Here is a 14,456-nt window from a genome sequence, read left to right as displayed (position 1 = left end):
CGCCCGACTTGAGGTAACGCGATGAAAACAGCCAATGCGATTGATACGCTGCGCGACCTGGCGGAGCAGGATCTGGAACAGGCGGTGATCCACCTCGGCGACATGCGTCGCGGTCAGCAGCAGGCCGATCAGCAGCTCAGCATGCTGCTCGATTACCAGGATGAGTACCGTAATAAGCTCAATCAGGATATGTCCGGCGGCATCGCCAGCACGCGCTGGAGCAATTATCACCAGTTTATTCAGACGCTGGAAAAAGCCATCGAACAGCATCGCCAGCAGCTTAATCAGTGGAACCAGCGGCTGGAACAGGCGCTGAGCAACTGGCGTGAAAAGCATAAGAAGCTGAATGCCTATCAGACGCTGATTACCCGCGCGGAAGAGAACGCATTACGACAGGAAAGCCGTCTCGATCAGAAACGGATGGATGAATTTGCCCAACGGGCCGCATTGAGGAAAGGCGAATGAACACGCTGCCAACACTGCTGACACAGCTTGCCAAAACCGGCAAAGCGCAACCTTCATCGGCAGTGGACAATCTGTCCGCTGCTGACACCCTGCCGCAGGGATTTATTACCGAGCTGGGCAACCGCCTGCTGACGCTGGTTAAGCAGCAGGGGAATGGCGCGCAATCCGCTGATCTGGCGGCAGAAATTGACGCGAAAAACGTCACAAAAGCGTCATTAAGCGCCCTGCTGCAGGCACTGGACAAACCAGAGGCGTTAAACGCACTTTTACAGCCGGAAAACACTAAAGCCGGACTGAAATCAGCCGATGATAATGACAAGCGCGCAGCAAGTTCGTTAACTGCCAGCGACTTACAGAATGTGCAGGCGCTGTTTGCCATGTTGCCAGCGGTGGTCGAAAACCGCAGCAGCCCGCCAGCGGATAACAGCACCGCACTGGAGACCCGGGGTGAGGCGCGCACCAGCTTAAACGCTGCGTTACTTAACAGTTCGCTGCAAAGTGCGCTGAAAGAGGAACAGGCGAAGCCGGATGGCCAGCCATCTAAAGGCAGCGATGCGCTGACCAGCCTGACCGGTGTCAGCCATAGCCCGGTGCAGAGCGCGGCCGCCAGCGGCACGCCGGCCAGCAACAGCGGTATGACGCTGGATGAGAGTTTTCAGCAGGTGCTGAGCACGCTGAGCAAACCGGAAGAGCGGCGCGAGATGCTCAGCAGCCATGACAGCAGCGCGCCGGCCATCAGCAGCCCGCTGAGCAGTACCAGTCCGCTGGTCAGCACCACGGCCAGCACCAGCAGCGCGCCTTCCACGCCGATGCTGAATGCGCAGCTGGGCAGCAACGAGTGGCAGCAGGCGCTGAGCCAGCAGATTGTGATGTTCAGCCGTAACGGCCAGCAGAACGCCGAATTACGTCTGCATCCGGAAGACCTCGGCGCGATACAGATCAGCCTGACGCTGGATAAAGATCAGGCACAGTTAACAATGGTTTCCAGCCACAGCCATGTGAGGGCCGCGCTGGAAGCGGCCCTCCCACAGCTGCGTACGGCGCTGGCGGAGAGCGGCATTAACCTGGGACAGAGTAACGTCAACAGCGACGCCTTCGCACAGGGCCAGAGTTATCAGGGCCAGCAGGAAGGACGTCGCGACGGCCAGTACGGCAGCTTTACCCTCTCCCAGGACAGTGACAACGAGATAACGCCTATTGCCGTCCCGGCAGCCCTCCAGGCGCGCGCGACCGGCAACGGCGCTGTCGATATCTTTGCCTGACAGCGACTAAACGCTGAAGGTAAGCGTAAAACCCGCGTCTTTTCTTCCCATTGTTTGACTTAAGACGCGGGATAATCTGTCCAGGTAAGCCGAGAGGCTTGCCCATAATTCACAGGAAGTAACTGCAAACATGTCTGATAACGCGAAAGCTAAAGGCCGCAAACGTTCATTACTAATTCCGGTGTTACTGATTGTAACGCTGGCCGCTTGCAGCGTGGCAGGCTATGCAGTCTGGCGAATGATGAATAAACACGAGGGTGACAAGCCGGAGGCTGCCAAAGTGGAGCCGCCGCCCGCCCCGGTATTTTTTGCAATGGATACGTTTACGGTTAACCTGGTCAATCCCGACAACGATCCCGATCGCGTGCTGTACGTAGGCTTTACCCTGCGTCTGCCGGATGAGGATACCCGTCGTCGGCTGAATGACTACCTGCCTGAGGTGCGCAGCCGTTTGCTGCTGCTGCTTTCACGTCAGAGCGCCAGCGCGCTGGCAACCGAGCAAGGCAAACAGGCCCTGGTTGAACAGATCAAACAGGTGCTGGCGCCACCGCTGGTAAAAGGTCAACCTGCGCAGGTAGTCAGTGACGTGCTGTTTACCGCCTTCATTTTGAGGTGACTTAATGGGCGATAGCATTCTCTCCCAGGCTGAGATTGACGCGCTGCTCAATGGCGACAGTGACAGTGCGGAAGTAGAGAACAGTTCCAAAGGGGCCGATGGCGATATCCGCCCCTATGATCCCAATACCCAGCGTCGCGTGGTGCGCGAGCGTCTGCAGGCGCTGGAGATCATCAATGAGCGTTTTGCCCGTCATTTCCGTATGGCGCTGTTCAACCTGCTGCGCCGCAGCCCGGATATCAGCGTTGGGGCAATCAAGATTCAGCCGTACCATGAGTTTGCCCGCAACCTGCCGGTGCCAACCAACCTGAACCTGATTCACCTGCAGCCGCTGCGGGGGACTGCGCTGGTGGTGTTCTCGCCGAGCCTGGTGTTTATCGCCGTGGATAACCTGTTTGGCGGCGACGGTCGTTTTCCGACCAAAGTGGAAGGCCGTGAGTTCACCCACACCGAGCAGCGCGTGATTCGCCGCATGCTCAAGCTGGCGCTGGAAGGCTACAGCGACGCATGGAAAGCCATTTATCCGCTGGAAGTGGAATACGTGCGTTCTGAAATGCAGGTGAAGTTCACCAACATCACCACCTCACCGAACGATATCGTGGTCAACACACCGTTCCAGGTGGAGATTGGCAACCTGGTGGGTGAGTTCAATATCTGTATTCCGTTTTCGATGATTGAGCCGCTGCGCGAGCTGCTGGTCAATCCACCGCTGGAGAACTCGCGTCAGGAAGATAACCACTGGCGCGACAATCTGGTGAAACAGGTGCAGCACTCGGAGCTGGAGCTGATTGCCCACTTCGCTGAAACGTCGCTGCGTCTGTCACGTATTTTGCAACTGAAACCTGGTGACGTCCTGCCCATTGAGAAGCCGGACCGCATCATTGCCCACGTCGACGGCGTACCGGTACTGACGAGCCAGTATGGCACGCTCAACGGCCAGTATGCGCTGCGTGTAGAACATCTGATTAACCCGATTTTGAATTCGCTGAATGAGGAACAGCCCAATGAGTGACAGCAAAAAACCGTCCGATGATATCTCTGCGGACGATCTGTGGGCTGAAGCGATGAACGAGCAGGCGGCGACCAGCAGTGCAGCGGAGCCAGGCGATAACGTATTTAAGTCGCTTGAGGCCAGCGCCGCCAGCGGCTCGCTGCAGGACATCGATCTGATCATGGATATCCCGGTCAAACTGACCGTGGAACTGGGCCGTACCAAGATGACCATCAAAGAACTGCTGCGCCTGACGCAGGGTTCGGTGGTGGCGCTTGACGGCCTGGCCGGCGAGCCGCTGGACATCCTTATCAATGGCTATCTGATCGCCCAGGGTGAAGTGGTGGTGGTGAACGACAAATATGGCGTGCGCATCACCGACATTATTACTCCGTCCGAACGTATGCGTCGTCTGAGCCGCTAATCATGTTAAAAAACGCGCAAACCGTTCAGCCCGCTCACGCCCAGCCGGTGGTATCCACCAGTTCGGTTGTTGGGCAAGTCAGTAGCGTGCTGGCGGTGATCGTGCTGCTGATTCTGGCCTGCGGCTGGCTGGCGAAACGCCTCGGCTTTGCGCCGAAAGCGGTGAGCGGTCAGGCGCTGAAAGTCAGCGCCAGCGTGCAGGTTGGCCGTCAGGAGCGGGTGGTGATTGTTGATACCGCCGATGCGCGTTTAGTGCTGGGCGTCACCGCTCAGCAGATCACCCATCTGCACTCGCTGCCGCCGCTGCCACCGGAAGCGTCGCTACCTGTCAGCGCGGCGCCGCAGGATTTTCGTCAGCTGTTTCAGAACCTGGTTAAACGTCCCGGAAAACCCCAATGATGCGTCGATTGCTCCCTCTTCTGCCGCTGCTGATGCTGCTGGCACCGGCTGCCCATGCGCAGCTGCCGGGTTTGATCAGCCAGCCGCTGGCCAATGGCGGCCAGAGCTGGTCGCTGCCGGTGCAAACGCTGGTCTTCATTACCTCGCTGACCTTTATTCCGGCGGTGTTGCTGATGATGACCAGTTTCACCCGCATCATTATTGTGTTTGGTCTGCTGCGTAACGCACTGGGCACGCCGTCCGCGCCGCCGAATCAGGTGATGCTGGGTCTCGCGCTGTTCCTGACCTTCTTTATCATGGCGCCGACCTTCGACAAGATTTACACCGATGCCTATCTGCCGTTCAGCCAGGACAAAATCAGCATGGACGTGGCGATCGACAAAGGTGCCCAGCCGCTGCGTGAGTTCATGCTGCGCCAGACGCGCGAAGCCGACCTGGCCCTGTTCGCCCGTCTCGCCAACAGCGCGCCGATTCAGGGCCCGGAAGCGGTGCCGATGCGTATTCTGCTGCCCGCCTACGTCACCAGCGAGCTGAAAACCGCTTTCCAGATTGGTTTCACCGTCTTTATTCCGTTTCTGATCATCGACCTGGTGGTCGCCAGCGTACTGATGGCGCTGGGGATGATGATGGTGCCGCCGGCCACGATTTCGCTGCCGTTTAAGCTGATGCTGTTCGTGCTGGTGGATGGCTGGCAGCTGCTGGTGGGATCGCTGGCGCAAAGTTTTTACTCCTGAGTGGCTTTCCGCCCTCACCTTTCTCTCGACAGGAGCGCAACATGACACCGGAATCGGTAATGGTAATGGGCCAGGAAGCGATGCGTATCGCCCTGATGATGGCCGCTCCGCTGCTGCTGGTGGCGATGGTGAGCGGTTTGCTGATCAGTATTCTGCAGGCGGCAACGCAGATTAACGAACAGACACTGTCGTTTATCCCGAAAATTCTTGCCGTGGCGGCCACTGCCGTGGTGGCCGGACCGTGGATGCTCAACCTGATGCTGGACTACATCCGTACCCTGTTCAGCAACCTGCCTTACATCATCGGCTAATGGTCACCCTCGACAGCAGCCAGCTGGTGCACTGGGTGGCGCAATTCTTCTGGCCGATGGTGCGTTTGCTGGCGCTGTTTGCCAGCGCGCCGCTGCTAAATGAACGTTCGATTCCGAAACGGGTCAAAATTGGACTGGCGGTAGTCACCACCTGGATTCTGATGCCGCTGCTGCCGCCGGTCGAAGTGACGCTGTTTACTCCGGCCGGTTTCTGGATGCTGGTGCAGCAGCTGCTGATTGGCGTGGGGATTGGTCTGACCATGCAGCTGGCTTTTTCTGCCGTGCGGCTGGCCGGTGAGATGATTGGTCTGCAGATGGGCCTCTCTTTTGCCACCCTGCTCGATCCAAACAGCCGGATCAACATGCCGCTGCTGGCCCGTTTTCTCGACATGCTGGCGATGCTGCTGTTCCTGACCTTCAACGGTCACCTGTGGTTGATCTCGTTACTGGTGGACAGTTTTCACACATTGCCGATTAACGATCAGCCACTCAACGCCAACGCCTTCATGGCGCTGACCAAAGCCGCCAGCTTAATTTTCCTTAATGGCATGATGTTAGCGCTACCCTTAATAATTCTGCTCCTCACGCTAAACCTGGCACTAGGTTTGTTAAACCGCGTTTCACCTCAGCTGTCGGTTTTCGCCATCGGCTTCCCAATCACCTTAACGGTAGGGATCCTGAGTCTGGGTATGATGATGCCGTTGCTTGCACCTTTCTGTGAACATCTGTTCGGTGAAGTCTTTGATTTACTCGCGCAGTTTGTATCAGAACTTTCCCCTGCCCGTTGATTAACGATACTGTTAACCTTCTTATACGATAGTTAAGTAATCAAAAACATTCTGTGCATTTTTCGAACCATATTTTTCAGAAATCAACTGAGGATATTCTGATAAATGCGCATTTATGGTGAAAATTATTCTTATTAAACGGCGCTTCGCGTATTTTAGTCAGACGATTCCTAAGCCGGTTAAGCCGGTGAATCGGTTGATAAAATGCTCAAAGGGCTGTTTTTAAACAAAAAAAATATTACAGCGATTTTTCTTGTCTAAATCCCTTTTTTCCGGCATTGTCAACACTCGCTGAAACGTCACACTTTCGCGATTCAAATGTTTTTAAGAATTGTCCTATCAGATTTGTCTGTGACTTGCGCGATAGTGACAGGGCTCTCAAAACAGAGCGAAAGAAACACATAAACCAAATTCCCGGCGATTCCCACTATCGCGGGGACAAGAGTGACGTGGAAGTAACACAATAAACTTCGCAGAACGGGTCAGGGACGAGTCAAGATGGCGCAGGAATGCATTACGCCAGTCTGCTGAGCAGAATAAAAAAGTGTCTTTGGAAATCTCTCTCGTACCGCAAACGCGTATTCATCGTTGATTTAAACGGATAACAAATTGGTGAGGGTCGCTATAATGCCAACGATTATTATGGATTCATGTAACTACACACGCCTGGGTTTGTCAGACTATATGTCGGCAAAAGGAGTCAAAAAGAAAAATATTACTTCCGTGTCTGACATCGAACAATTGCAACAACGGTGTGAGCAATTAAAACCGGGCGTAGTATTTATTAACGAAGAATGCTTTATTCATGAATCCGATTCCAGCGATCGCATTCGTTCTATTATCATGCAGCATCCGGATACGCTATTCTTTATTTTTATGGCGATCTCGAATATCCATTTTGAGGAATACCTCTACGTTCGTAAGAACCTGATTATTACGTCAAAATCGATAAAAACATCGACACTGGACTCCCTGCTGGGCACCTACCTGCAAAAGAAACTCAATGCGTCACCGCGCATTTCTGCCGGGCTGGATATTCATCCACTGACATTGAGCCAGACTGAATCGAATATGCTGAAAATGTGGATGTCAGGTCATGACACCATTCAGATTTCGGATAAGATGCAAATCAAAGCGAAGACTGTTTCGTCACATAAAGGCAATATTAAACGCAAAATTAAAACGCACAATAAACAGGTTATTTATCATGTGGTGCGCCTGACAGATAATGTTACCTCGGGCATTTATGTCAACGTGCGATAATTTCACCTTACGATAATACGCTTTGTTATCAAGGCCAGTCCCCGCGACTGGCCTTGATTATTTTTGAGCGTTTTGCGAGCGCGATCCCACTTCCCCGCTAAGCCTTTATCCCCTGCTGCCGATGCTTGTTTTCAGAACCCCTTACCACTATGAGAGCAAGGAAATGAAAACAGCATCGATAGATGAGCAACATAAGCTCAGCATCTGGCAAAACCTACGCCTGATGCCTCTGTTCAGCATGATCTTTGGTGGCATTCTGCTGCTTTTTGCCCTGTGCATTGGACTCGCCAGCTACTTTCTGATTCAGAGCAATAATTCCCTCAATGACGCCACCGATGAGATTCAGGTGCGCATGGGCATTTCTAACAGCTCAAACCATCTGCGAACCGCACGCCTTAATGTACTGCAGTCGGGCGCGGCGGCGCGCATCGGTGAAATGGATGGCTATCGTGCCGATCTGGCGCGCACCGAAACGCGCATTAAGCAGGCGCGCGAGGGCTTCAAAATTTATATGGATCGCAAAATGAAGACGCCGGCTGACCTGGCGCTCGACGGTCCGCTCACCACCAGCTTCAACGCCTATATTGATAAAGGCCTGAAGCCGATGATCGAGTCGGCGAAACAGGGCAGCTTTGAGGGGATTGTCGCGCAGGAGACCGATGTCACCCGCAAGCTGGATGATGCCTATAATGCCGTGCTGCTAAAGGCGATTAAGATCCGCACCGAGCGCGCCGAAGCGATTAACGCCGAAGCGGCGCATCAGTCGCGCGTCGGTTTTATCGCGATGGCTGCGGCTTTTGCCGCCGCGCTGCTGCTGGTGCTGCTCACCTTCGTATTCCTGCGCCGCGTGGTGATCAATCCACTGCGCCTGTCGGTGGGTCGCATTGAGCGCATCGCGCAGGGCGATCTCACCGCCCCCGAGCAGGCCTATGGTCGCAATGAAATTGGTAGCCTGCTGCACAACCTGCAGCTGATGCAGGCGTCGCTGGTGCGCACTGTTGGCACCGTCCGTGAAGGCGCGGTGGCGATTTATCAGGGCTCCAGCGAGATCTCCGCAGGTAACACCGATCTGTCATCACGCACCGAGCAGCAGGCTTCTGCGCTGGAGCAGACTGCCGCCAGCATGGAGCAGCTCACCGCCACGGTGAAGCAGAACGCCGAAAACGCCCATCACGCCAGCCAGCTGGCCGCCGATGCGTCTGGCAAAGCGCGCAGCGGTGGTGAACTGGTGAGCGGTGTGGTGAAAACCATGAATAACATCTCCGGCAGCTCGAAGAAAATCGCCGAGATTACCAATGTCATTAACAGTATCGCCTTCCAGACCAATATCCTGGCGCTGAACGCCGCAGTAGAAGCCGCACGCGCCGGGGAACAGGGCCGTGGCTTCGCCGTGGTCGCCAGTGAAGTGCGCAATCTGGCGCAGCGCAGTGCGCAGGCGGCGAAAGAGATTGAGTCGCTGATTGCCGAGTCAGTAGATTTGATCAGCAACGGCTCGCATCAGGTCGGTGAAGCCGGCAGCACCATGGGCGAGATTGTCGAAGCGGTGCGCCGCGTTACCGACATTATGGCCGAGATTGCGGCAGCGTCTGATGAGCAGAGCCGTGGCATTCAGCAGGTCAGCCTGGCGGTGACCGAGATGGATAACGTGACGCAGCAGAACGCCTCACTGGTGGAGGAAGCCTCTTCAGCCGCGGCTTCGCTGGAAGATCAGGCCGGTAAACTGACGCAGGCGGTGGCGGTGTTCCGCCTGAATGATACGCCGGCCTCGCTGGTGGCTGCTGCGCCGCAGCCAGCGCTGAAAGCGCCAGCGCTCGCTCCACGTCCGACGCTGGCTGCAGCGGGCAATGATAACTGGGAGACGTTTTAAGAGGAGTGAGGTGGGGTGCGGTATTTTTCCCTCACCCCATCCCTCTCCCGCTTGCGGGAGAGGGGGCCGTCCGTGCGGCTGTTGAGTATGGTTTTCACACAACGCTTCAGGAACAACTTATTACTAAGCATCTGCGCTGAACGGTTCCCTCTCCCGCAAGCGGGAGAGGGTTAGGGTGAGGGCAACCTGAGAGCAACATGAGGGCAATCTGAGCACAAAACCAGACTACCCTTCCCCCGCATACGGCTCGACAAACACGCCTTCGGCGTGATCGCTCTCATTAAAGAACCAGATCCCCAGCGGGTAATCCTCCAGCGCCACCAGATACATGGTGCCCTCATTAAAGCCTTCCACAGCCAGCACAGTACCGATGCGACGTGGGCCGCCGTCGGTTTTTACCGTTACCCGGTCATTGACCTTCATTGATTTCTCTCCAGAAACAGTCCTGCGCATAGTGTAACGGAAGATAGTCAGCGCTGCCTGATCGCGATCAGCGTCGGGCGATTACCCACACCGCATGCACGATGCCGGGGATGTAACCACACAGCGTCAGCAGAATGTTGAGCCAGAAGGCGCCGCCGAAGCCGACCTGTAAAAATACGCCCAGCGGTGGCAACAGAATGGCAATAATAATCCGAATTAAATCCATACTAACTCCCTGATAACCATAATAATCAACCAGCTGTAAGCATAGCTGCTTTACGCCAGAATGGGGAATGCAGCGGGTAAAGAAGTGTCAAAGCCGGGCTTTTCACTTTCTTAACGTTTCCCGGAAAGACTTTTGACGCGGCACCCTCGTACACTTGTCAGCACTGCACCAACCCCAAAGGGGCAGTCAACCTAAAAGTAACAAGGATTTTTGCCCGCGCAGCGCGGGCTTTTTTTTGCCCGTTTCCCGTCCACGTCCCTCGCCCGCTGTCACCGTCTATACTTGTCAGGAATCCGTTTGCCTCCGGGAGGCTGTCATGGCTACAGCAAAAGAGTACAGCGATAACGTGCAGCGCGAAGTGAACATCGACGTGGACGCGCTGCTGGAAGCGATTCAGAAAAAAACGTCAGGCGAAGTGCAGGAGTTTATGCAGGCTGAAGATGCGCACCGCGTGAAGGTGAATGGCGAAGCGTTTGACTCTTACACCGAACTGGCCGAGGCGTTTGAACTTGATATTCGTGATTTCACCATCACCGAAGTGAACCGCTGAAATCGATTTCAAAAAAAAGACCCGGCACGCTGGCCGGGTTGAAAAAAGAATAAATTCGTTACACCAGGAAAATCTTAACACCGCTTCAGAGTACGCCTTAGCTGAAGTAAGACAAGTCTCAATTCTGCACGCAATTCGAACAAATCTGCATAATCATGCACTGCTGTTACCGAAAACATCGCGCTACGGCTGACATTCTGCATGCACAAAACGTGCAGCCGCTTCGGTATCCGGGCGGTGTTTTAAGAATTATCCTGGATAGTGGCCGCGCCGGCGGCAAGGAAAAGTGTGATCGTGATTACGCTATTATACTGATTACACGTCGCTTTACGGATGCCTTTGGGCGTAAGGAGTGTATTGATGATCCCGTTAGATTCCTCCCTGCTGATCGTGACCGATCTCGATGGTTCGCTGCTCGATCATCATGACTATAACTGGCAGGCCGCCAGCGAGTGGCTGGCGCGTCTTAAGCAGCAACAGATTCCGCTGGTGATTTGTTCGAGTAAAACCGCAGCCGAAATTATTCCGCTGCAGAAGCGGCTGGGCATCGCCGGTGCGCCCTTTATCGCGGAAAACGGTGCCCGCGTCGCCTTCGGCGGGGAAGCACAGATCGCCGAAGAGCCCGGCGCCGATTATCTTGCGCTCTGCGCCACGCTCAGCAACCTGCAGGCGGATTTTCGCTTCACCGGCTTTCATGACTTTAGCGACGCAGAAGTGGCCCGTTTCACCGGCCTGACGTTGACGGAAGCCAGCCAGAGCCGACTGCGCGATGCGTCTGAAGTCATCGTATGGCGCGATGATGAAACGCGGCTCGACGCCTTCCGCGCGGCGCTGGCGCAGCATCAGCTGGCCCTGACACAGGGCGGACGTTTCTGGCACGTAATGCCGGCGGGCAGCGGTAAAGGCGTGGCGCTGGAACAGTTATTGCAGCAGTTGCAGCAGCAGGAAGGCACGAAGCGCACCACGATTGGTCTGGGCGATGGCCCTAACGATGCGCCGATGCTGGAACGCGTCGATTATGCCGTGGTGATTAAAGGTTTCAGTAAAACCCCGGTGGTGCTGCAACGCAGCGATCATCACAACGTTTACCACACCGCTCACGTTGGCCCTGAGGGCTGGCGCGAAGGTCTGGATTACTTTCTTGCCCAACCTGAATAACGGCAGCTGACCAGAAGGATGAGACGATGAGTGATTTTTACCAGAACGGCGTAATTACCAACTTTCATAATCTCACCCACCGCAGCGTGGAGTCGCTGGAAAAAGAGATGGTGCGCTTTGCGCGCAAGCGCAAAATGGGGCTGATTCTGCCCTCGCTGTTTTCCGAGCTGGAAGGCCCGGCGCTGGATAATATCGTCAATGAACTGGCGAAAGTGCCCTATCTGGAGGAGATTGTGATTGGCCTTGACCGTGCCGATCGCGATCAGTTTCTTTTCGCGCGCGAATTTTTCTCGCGCCTGCCGCAGCGCCACCGCATTTTGTGGAACGATGGCCCGCGGCTGAAAGCGCTGGACGCCGAGCTGGATAAAGAGGGCCTGTCGCCCAGCCAGCCCGGCAAGGGGCGCAACGTGTGGTTCTGCACCGGCTACACGCTGGCCTCCGACCGCTCGCAGTGCGTGGCGCTGCATGACTGCGATATCGTGACCTATGAGCGCGGCATGCTGGCACGTCTGCTCTACCCGCTGGCCAACCCGGCGTTTCAGTATGAATTCTGCAAAGGTTTCTATGCGCGCGTTGCGGACGGCAAGCTTAATGGCCGCGTCGGGCGTCTGCTGGTGGGCCCGCTGCTGCGCTCGCTGCAGAAAGTCTACGGCCATTCGGAGTATCTCGACTATCTCACCAGTTTCCGCTATCCGCTGTCCGGCGAGTTTGCCATGCGCACCCACGTGCTGAACGGCATCAAAATCCCTGGCGACTGGGGGCTGGAAATTGGCGTGCTGTCAGAGATCTATCGCAATTACACCACGCGGCAGACCTGCCAGGTGGAAATCGCGGACAACTACGACCATAAGCATCAGCCGCTGGCGGAAGAGGACGGCACCGGTGGCCTGAAACGCATGAGTAATGATATCGTGCAGTCGCTGCTGCGTAAGCTGGCGACAATGGGCGTACCGCTCACCAGCGACTCATTCCGCGTGCTGAAGGCCACCTATTATCGCAACGCGCTGGACATGATGGAGATCTACAACCACGAAGCCACCATGAACGGACTGAAGTTTGATCAGCACATTGAAGAAGCGGCGGTCGAGATGTTCACTCAGGCGATTCTCGACGCCGGCCAGTCGTTCATCGAGCGGCCAAACGAGAAACCGTTTATCCCCAGCTGGAGCCGCGTGCAGTCAGCGTTCCCTGATATCCTGCAGCGCATCTATCAGGCGGTTGAAGAGGATAACGAGGGCAAAGTCTAACCAGCCGCGCACACCCGATTGCGACCGCCGCTTTTCGCCAGATACAGGCGGCGGTCCGCTACCGCCTGCAGACTTTCTGCATGGTAACTGCCCTGCTCAGTACTGCAGCTGACACCTGCCGACAACGTAACGCTAAAGGTGGTGCTGGCGTTGACCAGAATGGTTTTGGCCGCCAGCCGGCTGCGGATACGCTCCGCCACGCCCTGCGCCTCAGCCAGCGTGGTGTGCGGCAGCACGATGCAAAACTCTTCGCCGCCGATGCGTCCGGCCACGTCGTAAGGGCGCAGCGTATGTTTGATGACGCCGGCCACGCGCATTAGCGCCTGATCGCCCGCGTGGTGGCCCCAGCTATCATTGACCTTTTTAAAATGATCGATATCGAGCTGGATCACCGCCAGCGGCTGTTGCTGCTGTTCGCAGCGCCGCGCCAGCACGATAAACTGGTCGAAAAACGCGCTGCGATTAAGCAGGCGCGTCAGGCCGTCATAGTTAGCGCGCCAGGCCAGTCGCGCCGAGAGGTCCTCCAGCCGCCGTACCAGGCGGAAAATCACCTGATGCGCCAGCGCCAGTAACAGCACGAACAGCAGCCACATGCCCAGCAGAAACAGCGCTACCCGCCCCAGCTCCTGCGCCAGCCCCTGGCGCAGGCTCTGCACGTTGATTAGCCAGGCATCGACATTTTTTAACTTAACCCAGCTGGCCAGCTGACTGCCCAGCCACAATGTTCCGGCCGGCTGCTGGTGAATCGCCTGCATCAGCTGGCCGCGCTGCGCGGGGGTCAATGCCACATCGTGCGGTGCCGGCAGCCGGGTGATCTCGTTGAGTGCGCGATCTTCGAGCACCAGCTTGCCCTGCAGCACGCTGTGACGCGACTGGTGCAGCAATGCATTAATTCGCTGCTGGGTGAAATCCATCGATAACACGCCGTACCAGTGCTGATGGGCGATCACCGGCGCGCTCACCGTCAGCATCAACCCTTCGTTGAACTCCCCCTGATAGGCTTCAGTCCAGTGCCATCGCGTCTGCGGCGCCCGGCCCGGCTGCTGGTCGCGAAAATAGGGTCGCTGCGTCATGGTGGCGTAACTTTGTGCCAGCTCCTGCGCGTCGCGCGGCGGACGTGAGCTGATGTAGTAGCCCGCGCGCGAGGTGTACCAGAAGCGTGAATGAAAGTCCTGCGCCTCATCGCTGAACTGCATGATAAAGCTGAACTCCAGCGCAGCGCGCAGCTCGGGCAACAGATAAGTATCATCGCGCTGCAGCAGCGCATCACGCTGCAGCCATTCGTCGCTGACGCCGTTAATTGGCATGCTGCGCAGGTTAGCGATCTGCAACTGCCACACCGGCTGATGGCGCAACTGCTGAAAACGCTGCAGGGCGTGCTGACCATAATCGGCGTCCAGCGGGTGCGTCAGCGCGTAGCTGAGCATCCGCTGATAGTAATTAAGCTCGTCCAGACTCTCCTGAAAGCGGCTGTCGAGGCTGCGCTGGATCTCCGACAGCTGGGCGCGCTGCCGCTGCTGATAATTACTTTTTAATTCCAGCGCTTCATGGACGGTGAGAAAAAGTGAAAAGAGAAAGACCGCCAGAAAACAGAGATGCACGCGCAGCGCAGGCGTCATGCGGCGTGATGACAGTGGCGAGATTGGCATCAGTAGCCAGGCTCCGGATAACAACGAATTGAAGAAGTGTAGTCAGGCGGGAAAACGGCGTACAGGCAGAGATCAGGAAAAACG

General features: G+C 56.2%; 17 protein-coding genes. 14 read left to right on the top strand and 3 right to left on the bottom strand.

Annotated features, from left to right (window positions below):
- Positions 1-21 precede the first annotated feature (21 nt).
- The 11 genes from fliJ (at position 22) to K7H94_RS07645 (ending at position 9,119) form a co-directional block, all read left to right on the top strand.
- The gene (gene fliJ, locus K7H94_RS07695) at positions 22-465 is read left to right on the top strand and encodes a flagellar export protein FliJ (protein WP_021509866.1); all 444 of its coding nucleotides are present in this window, start codon (positions 22-24) and stop codon (positions 463-465) included.
- Entirely contained in the window at positions 462-1,727 is a 1,266-nt protein-coding gene (locus K7H94_RS07690; protein WP_058780713.1) for a flagellar hook-length control protein FliK, read from the top strand. Before fliJ ends, K7H94_RS07690 begins: the two co-directional genes overlap by 4 nt.
- A gap of 130 nt (positions 1,728-1,857) precedes the next feature.
- On the top strand, positions 1,858-2,343 hold the full coding sequence (gene fliL / locus K7H94_RS07685; RefSeq protein WP_021509864.1) for a flagellar basal body-associated protein FliL: 486 nt from the start codon (positions 1,858-1,860) through the stop codon (positions 2,341-2,343).
- 4 nt (positions 2,344-2,347) lie between these two features.
- The gene (gene fliM / locus K7H94_RS07680) at positions 2,348-3,355 is read left to right on the top strand and encodes a flagellar motor switch protein FliM (RefSeq protein WP_021509863.1); all 1,008 of its coding nucleotides are present in this window, start codon (positions 2,348-2,350) and stop codon (positions 3,353-3,355) included.
- Positions 3,348-3,758, top strand: a complete 411-nt coding sequence (gene fliN / locus K7H94_RS07675; RefSeq protein WP_021509862.1) for a flagellar motor switch protein FliN — start codon at positions 3,348-3,350, stop codon at positions 3,756-3,758. The genes fliM and fliN overlap by 8 nt, the downstream gene beginning before the upstream one ends.
- A gap of 2 nt (positions 3,759-3,760) precedes the next feature.
- A complete protein-coding gene (gene fliO, locus K7H94_RS07670) occupies positions 3,761-4,156 on the top strand; it encodes a flagellar biosynthetic protein FliO (RefSeq protein ID WP_058757392.1) in 396 nt (131 codons plus the stop codon).
- Positions 4,156-4,890, top strand: a complete 735-nt coding sequence (fliP, locus tag K7H94_RS07665) for a flagellar type III secretion system pore protein FliP (protein WP_031280176.1) — start codon at positions 4,156-4,158, stop codon at positions 4,888-4,890. Before fliO ends, fliP begins: the two co-directional genes overlap by 1 nt.
- 41 nt (positions 4,891-4,931) lie before the next feature.
- Positions 4,932-5,201: a flagellar biosynthesis protein FliQ gene (gene fliQ, locus K7H94_RS07660; protein WP_010618647.1), complete on the top strand. Its 270-nt coding sequence runs from the start codon at positions 4,932-4,934 to the stop codon at positions 5,199-5,201.
- A complete protein-coding gene (fliR, locus tag K7H94_RS07655) occupies positions 5,201-5,989 on the top strand; it encodes a flagellar biosynthetic protein FliR (protein WP_021509859.1) in 789 nt (262 codons plus the stop codon). Before fliQ ends, fliR begins: the two co-directional genes overlap by 1 nt.
- A 627-nt stretch (positions 5,990-6,616) precedes the next feature.
- Positions 6,617-7,252 (top strand): transcriptional regulator RcsA, encoded by a 636-nt coding sequence (gene rcsA / locus K7H94_RS07650; protein ID WP_021509858.1) that lies wholly within the window; start codon positions 6,617-6,619, stop codon positions 7,250-7,252.
- A 163-nt stretch (positions 7,253-7,415) separates the two neighbouring features.
- Positions 7,416-9,119, top strand: a complete 1,704-nt coding sequence (locus tag K7H94_RS07645; RefSeq protein ID WP_021509857.1) for a methyl-accepting chemotaxis protein — start codon at positions 7,416-7,418, stop codon at positions 9,117-9,119.
- A gap of 225 nt (positions 9,120-9,344) precedes the next feature.
- On the opposite strand, the gene dsrB is transcribed toward K7H94_RS07645, so the two are convergent.
- Together dsrB and K7H94_RS07635 are read right to left on the bottom strand one after the other, a co-directional pair.
- Entirely contained in the window at positions 9,345-9,542 is a 198-nt protein-coding gene (gene dsrB, locus K7H94_RS07640) for a protein DsrB (RefSeq protein ID WP_170264770.1), read from the bottom strand.
- 67 nt (positions 9,543-9,609) lie between these two features.
- Positions 9,610-9,768: a YqaE/Pmp3 family membrane protein gene (locus tag K7H94_RS07635; protein ID WP_021509855.1), complete on the bottom strand. Its 159-nt coding sequence runs from the start codon at positions 9,766-9,768 to the stop codon at positions 9,610-9,612.
- 316 nt (positions 9,769-10,084) lie between these two features.
- On the opposite strand from K7H94_RS07635, the gene K7H94_RS07630 reads away from it, so the two are divergent.
- The 3 genes from K7H94_RS07630 to K7H94_RS07620 all read left to right on the top strand — a co-directional run bounded on the left by K7H94_RS07630 (position 10,085) and on the right by K7H94_RS07620 (position 12,723).
- Positions 10,085-10,318 carry a YodD family protein gene (locus K7H94_RS07630; RefSeq protein WP_058757390.1) on the top strand — a complete coding sequence of 78 codons (234 nt, stop codon included), beginning with the start codon at positions 10,085-10,087 and terminating at the stop codon, positions 10,316-10,318.
- Between the two features lie 360 nt (positions 10,319-10,678).
- Entirely contained in the window at positions 10,679-11,476 is a 798-nt protein-coding gene (locus K7H94_RS07625) for a mannosyl-3-phosphoglycerate phosphatase-related protein (RefSeq protein ID WP_222951904.1), read from the top strand.
- A gap of 26 nt (positions 11,477-11,502) precedes the next feature.
- Positions 11,503-12,723 carry a glycosyltransferase family protein gene (locus K7H94_RS07620; protein ID WP_058757388.1) on the top strand — a complete coding sequence of 407 codons (1,221 nt, stop codon included), beginning with the start codon at positions 11,503-11,505 and terminating at the stop codon, positions 12,721-12,723.
- Here K7H94_RS07620 and dgcQ read toward each other — a convergent pair.
- Positions 12,720-14,372: a cellulose biosynthesis regulator diguanylate cyclase DgcQ gene (gene dgcQ, locus K7H94_RS07615; protein WP_222951903.1), complete on the bottom strand. Its 1,653-nt coding sequence runs from the start codon at positions 14,370-14,372 to the stop codon at positions 12,720-12,722. The two genes, K7H94_RS07620 and dgcQ, sit on opposite strands and share 4 nt — an antisense overlap.
- Between the last annotated feature and the right edge of the window lie 84 nt (positions 14,373-14,456).

Source organism: Pantoea dispersa (assembly GCF_019890955.1).
Classification (GTDB): Bacteria; Pseudomonadota; Gammaproteobacteria; order Enterobacterales; family Enterobacteriaceae; genus Pantoea; species Pantoea dispersa.
This window is presented reverse-complemented; position numbering and strand designations above follow the sequence as displayed.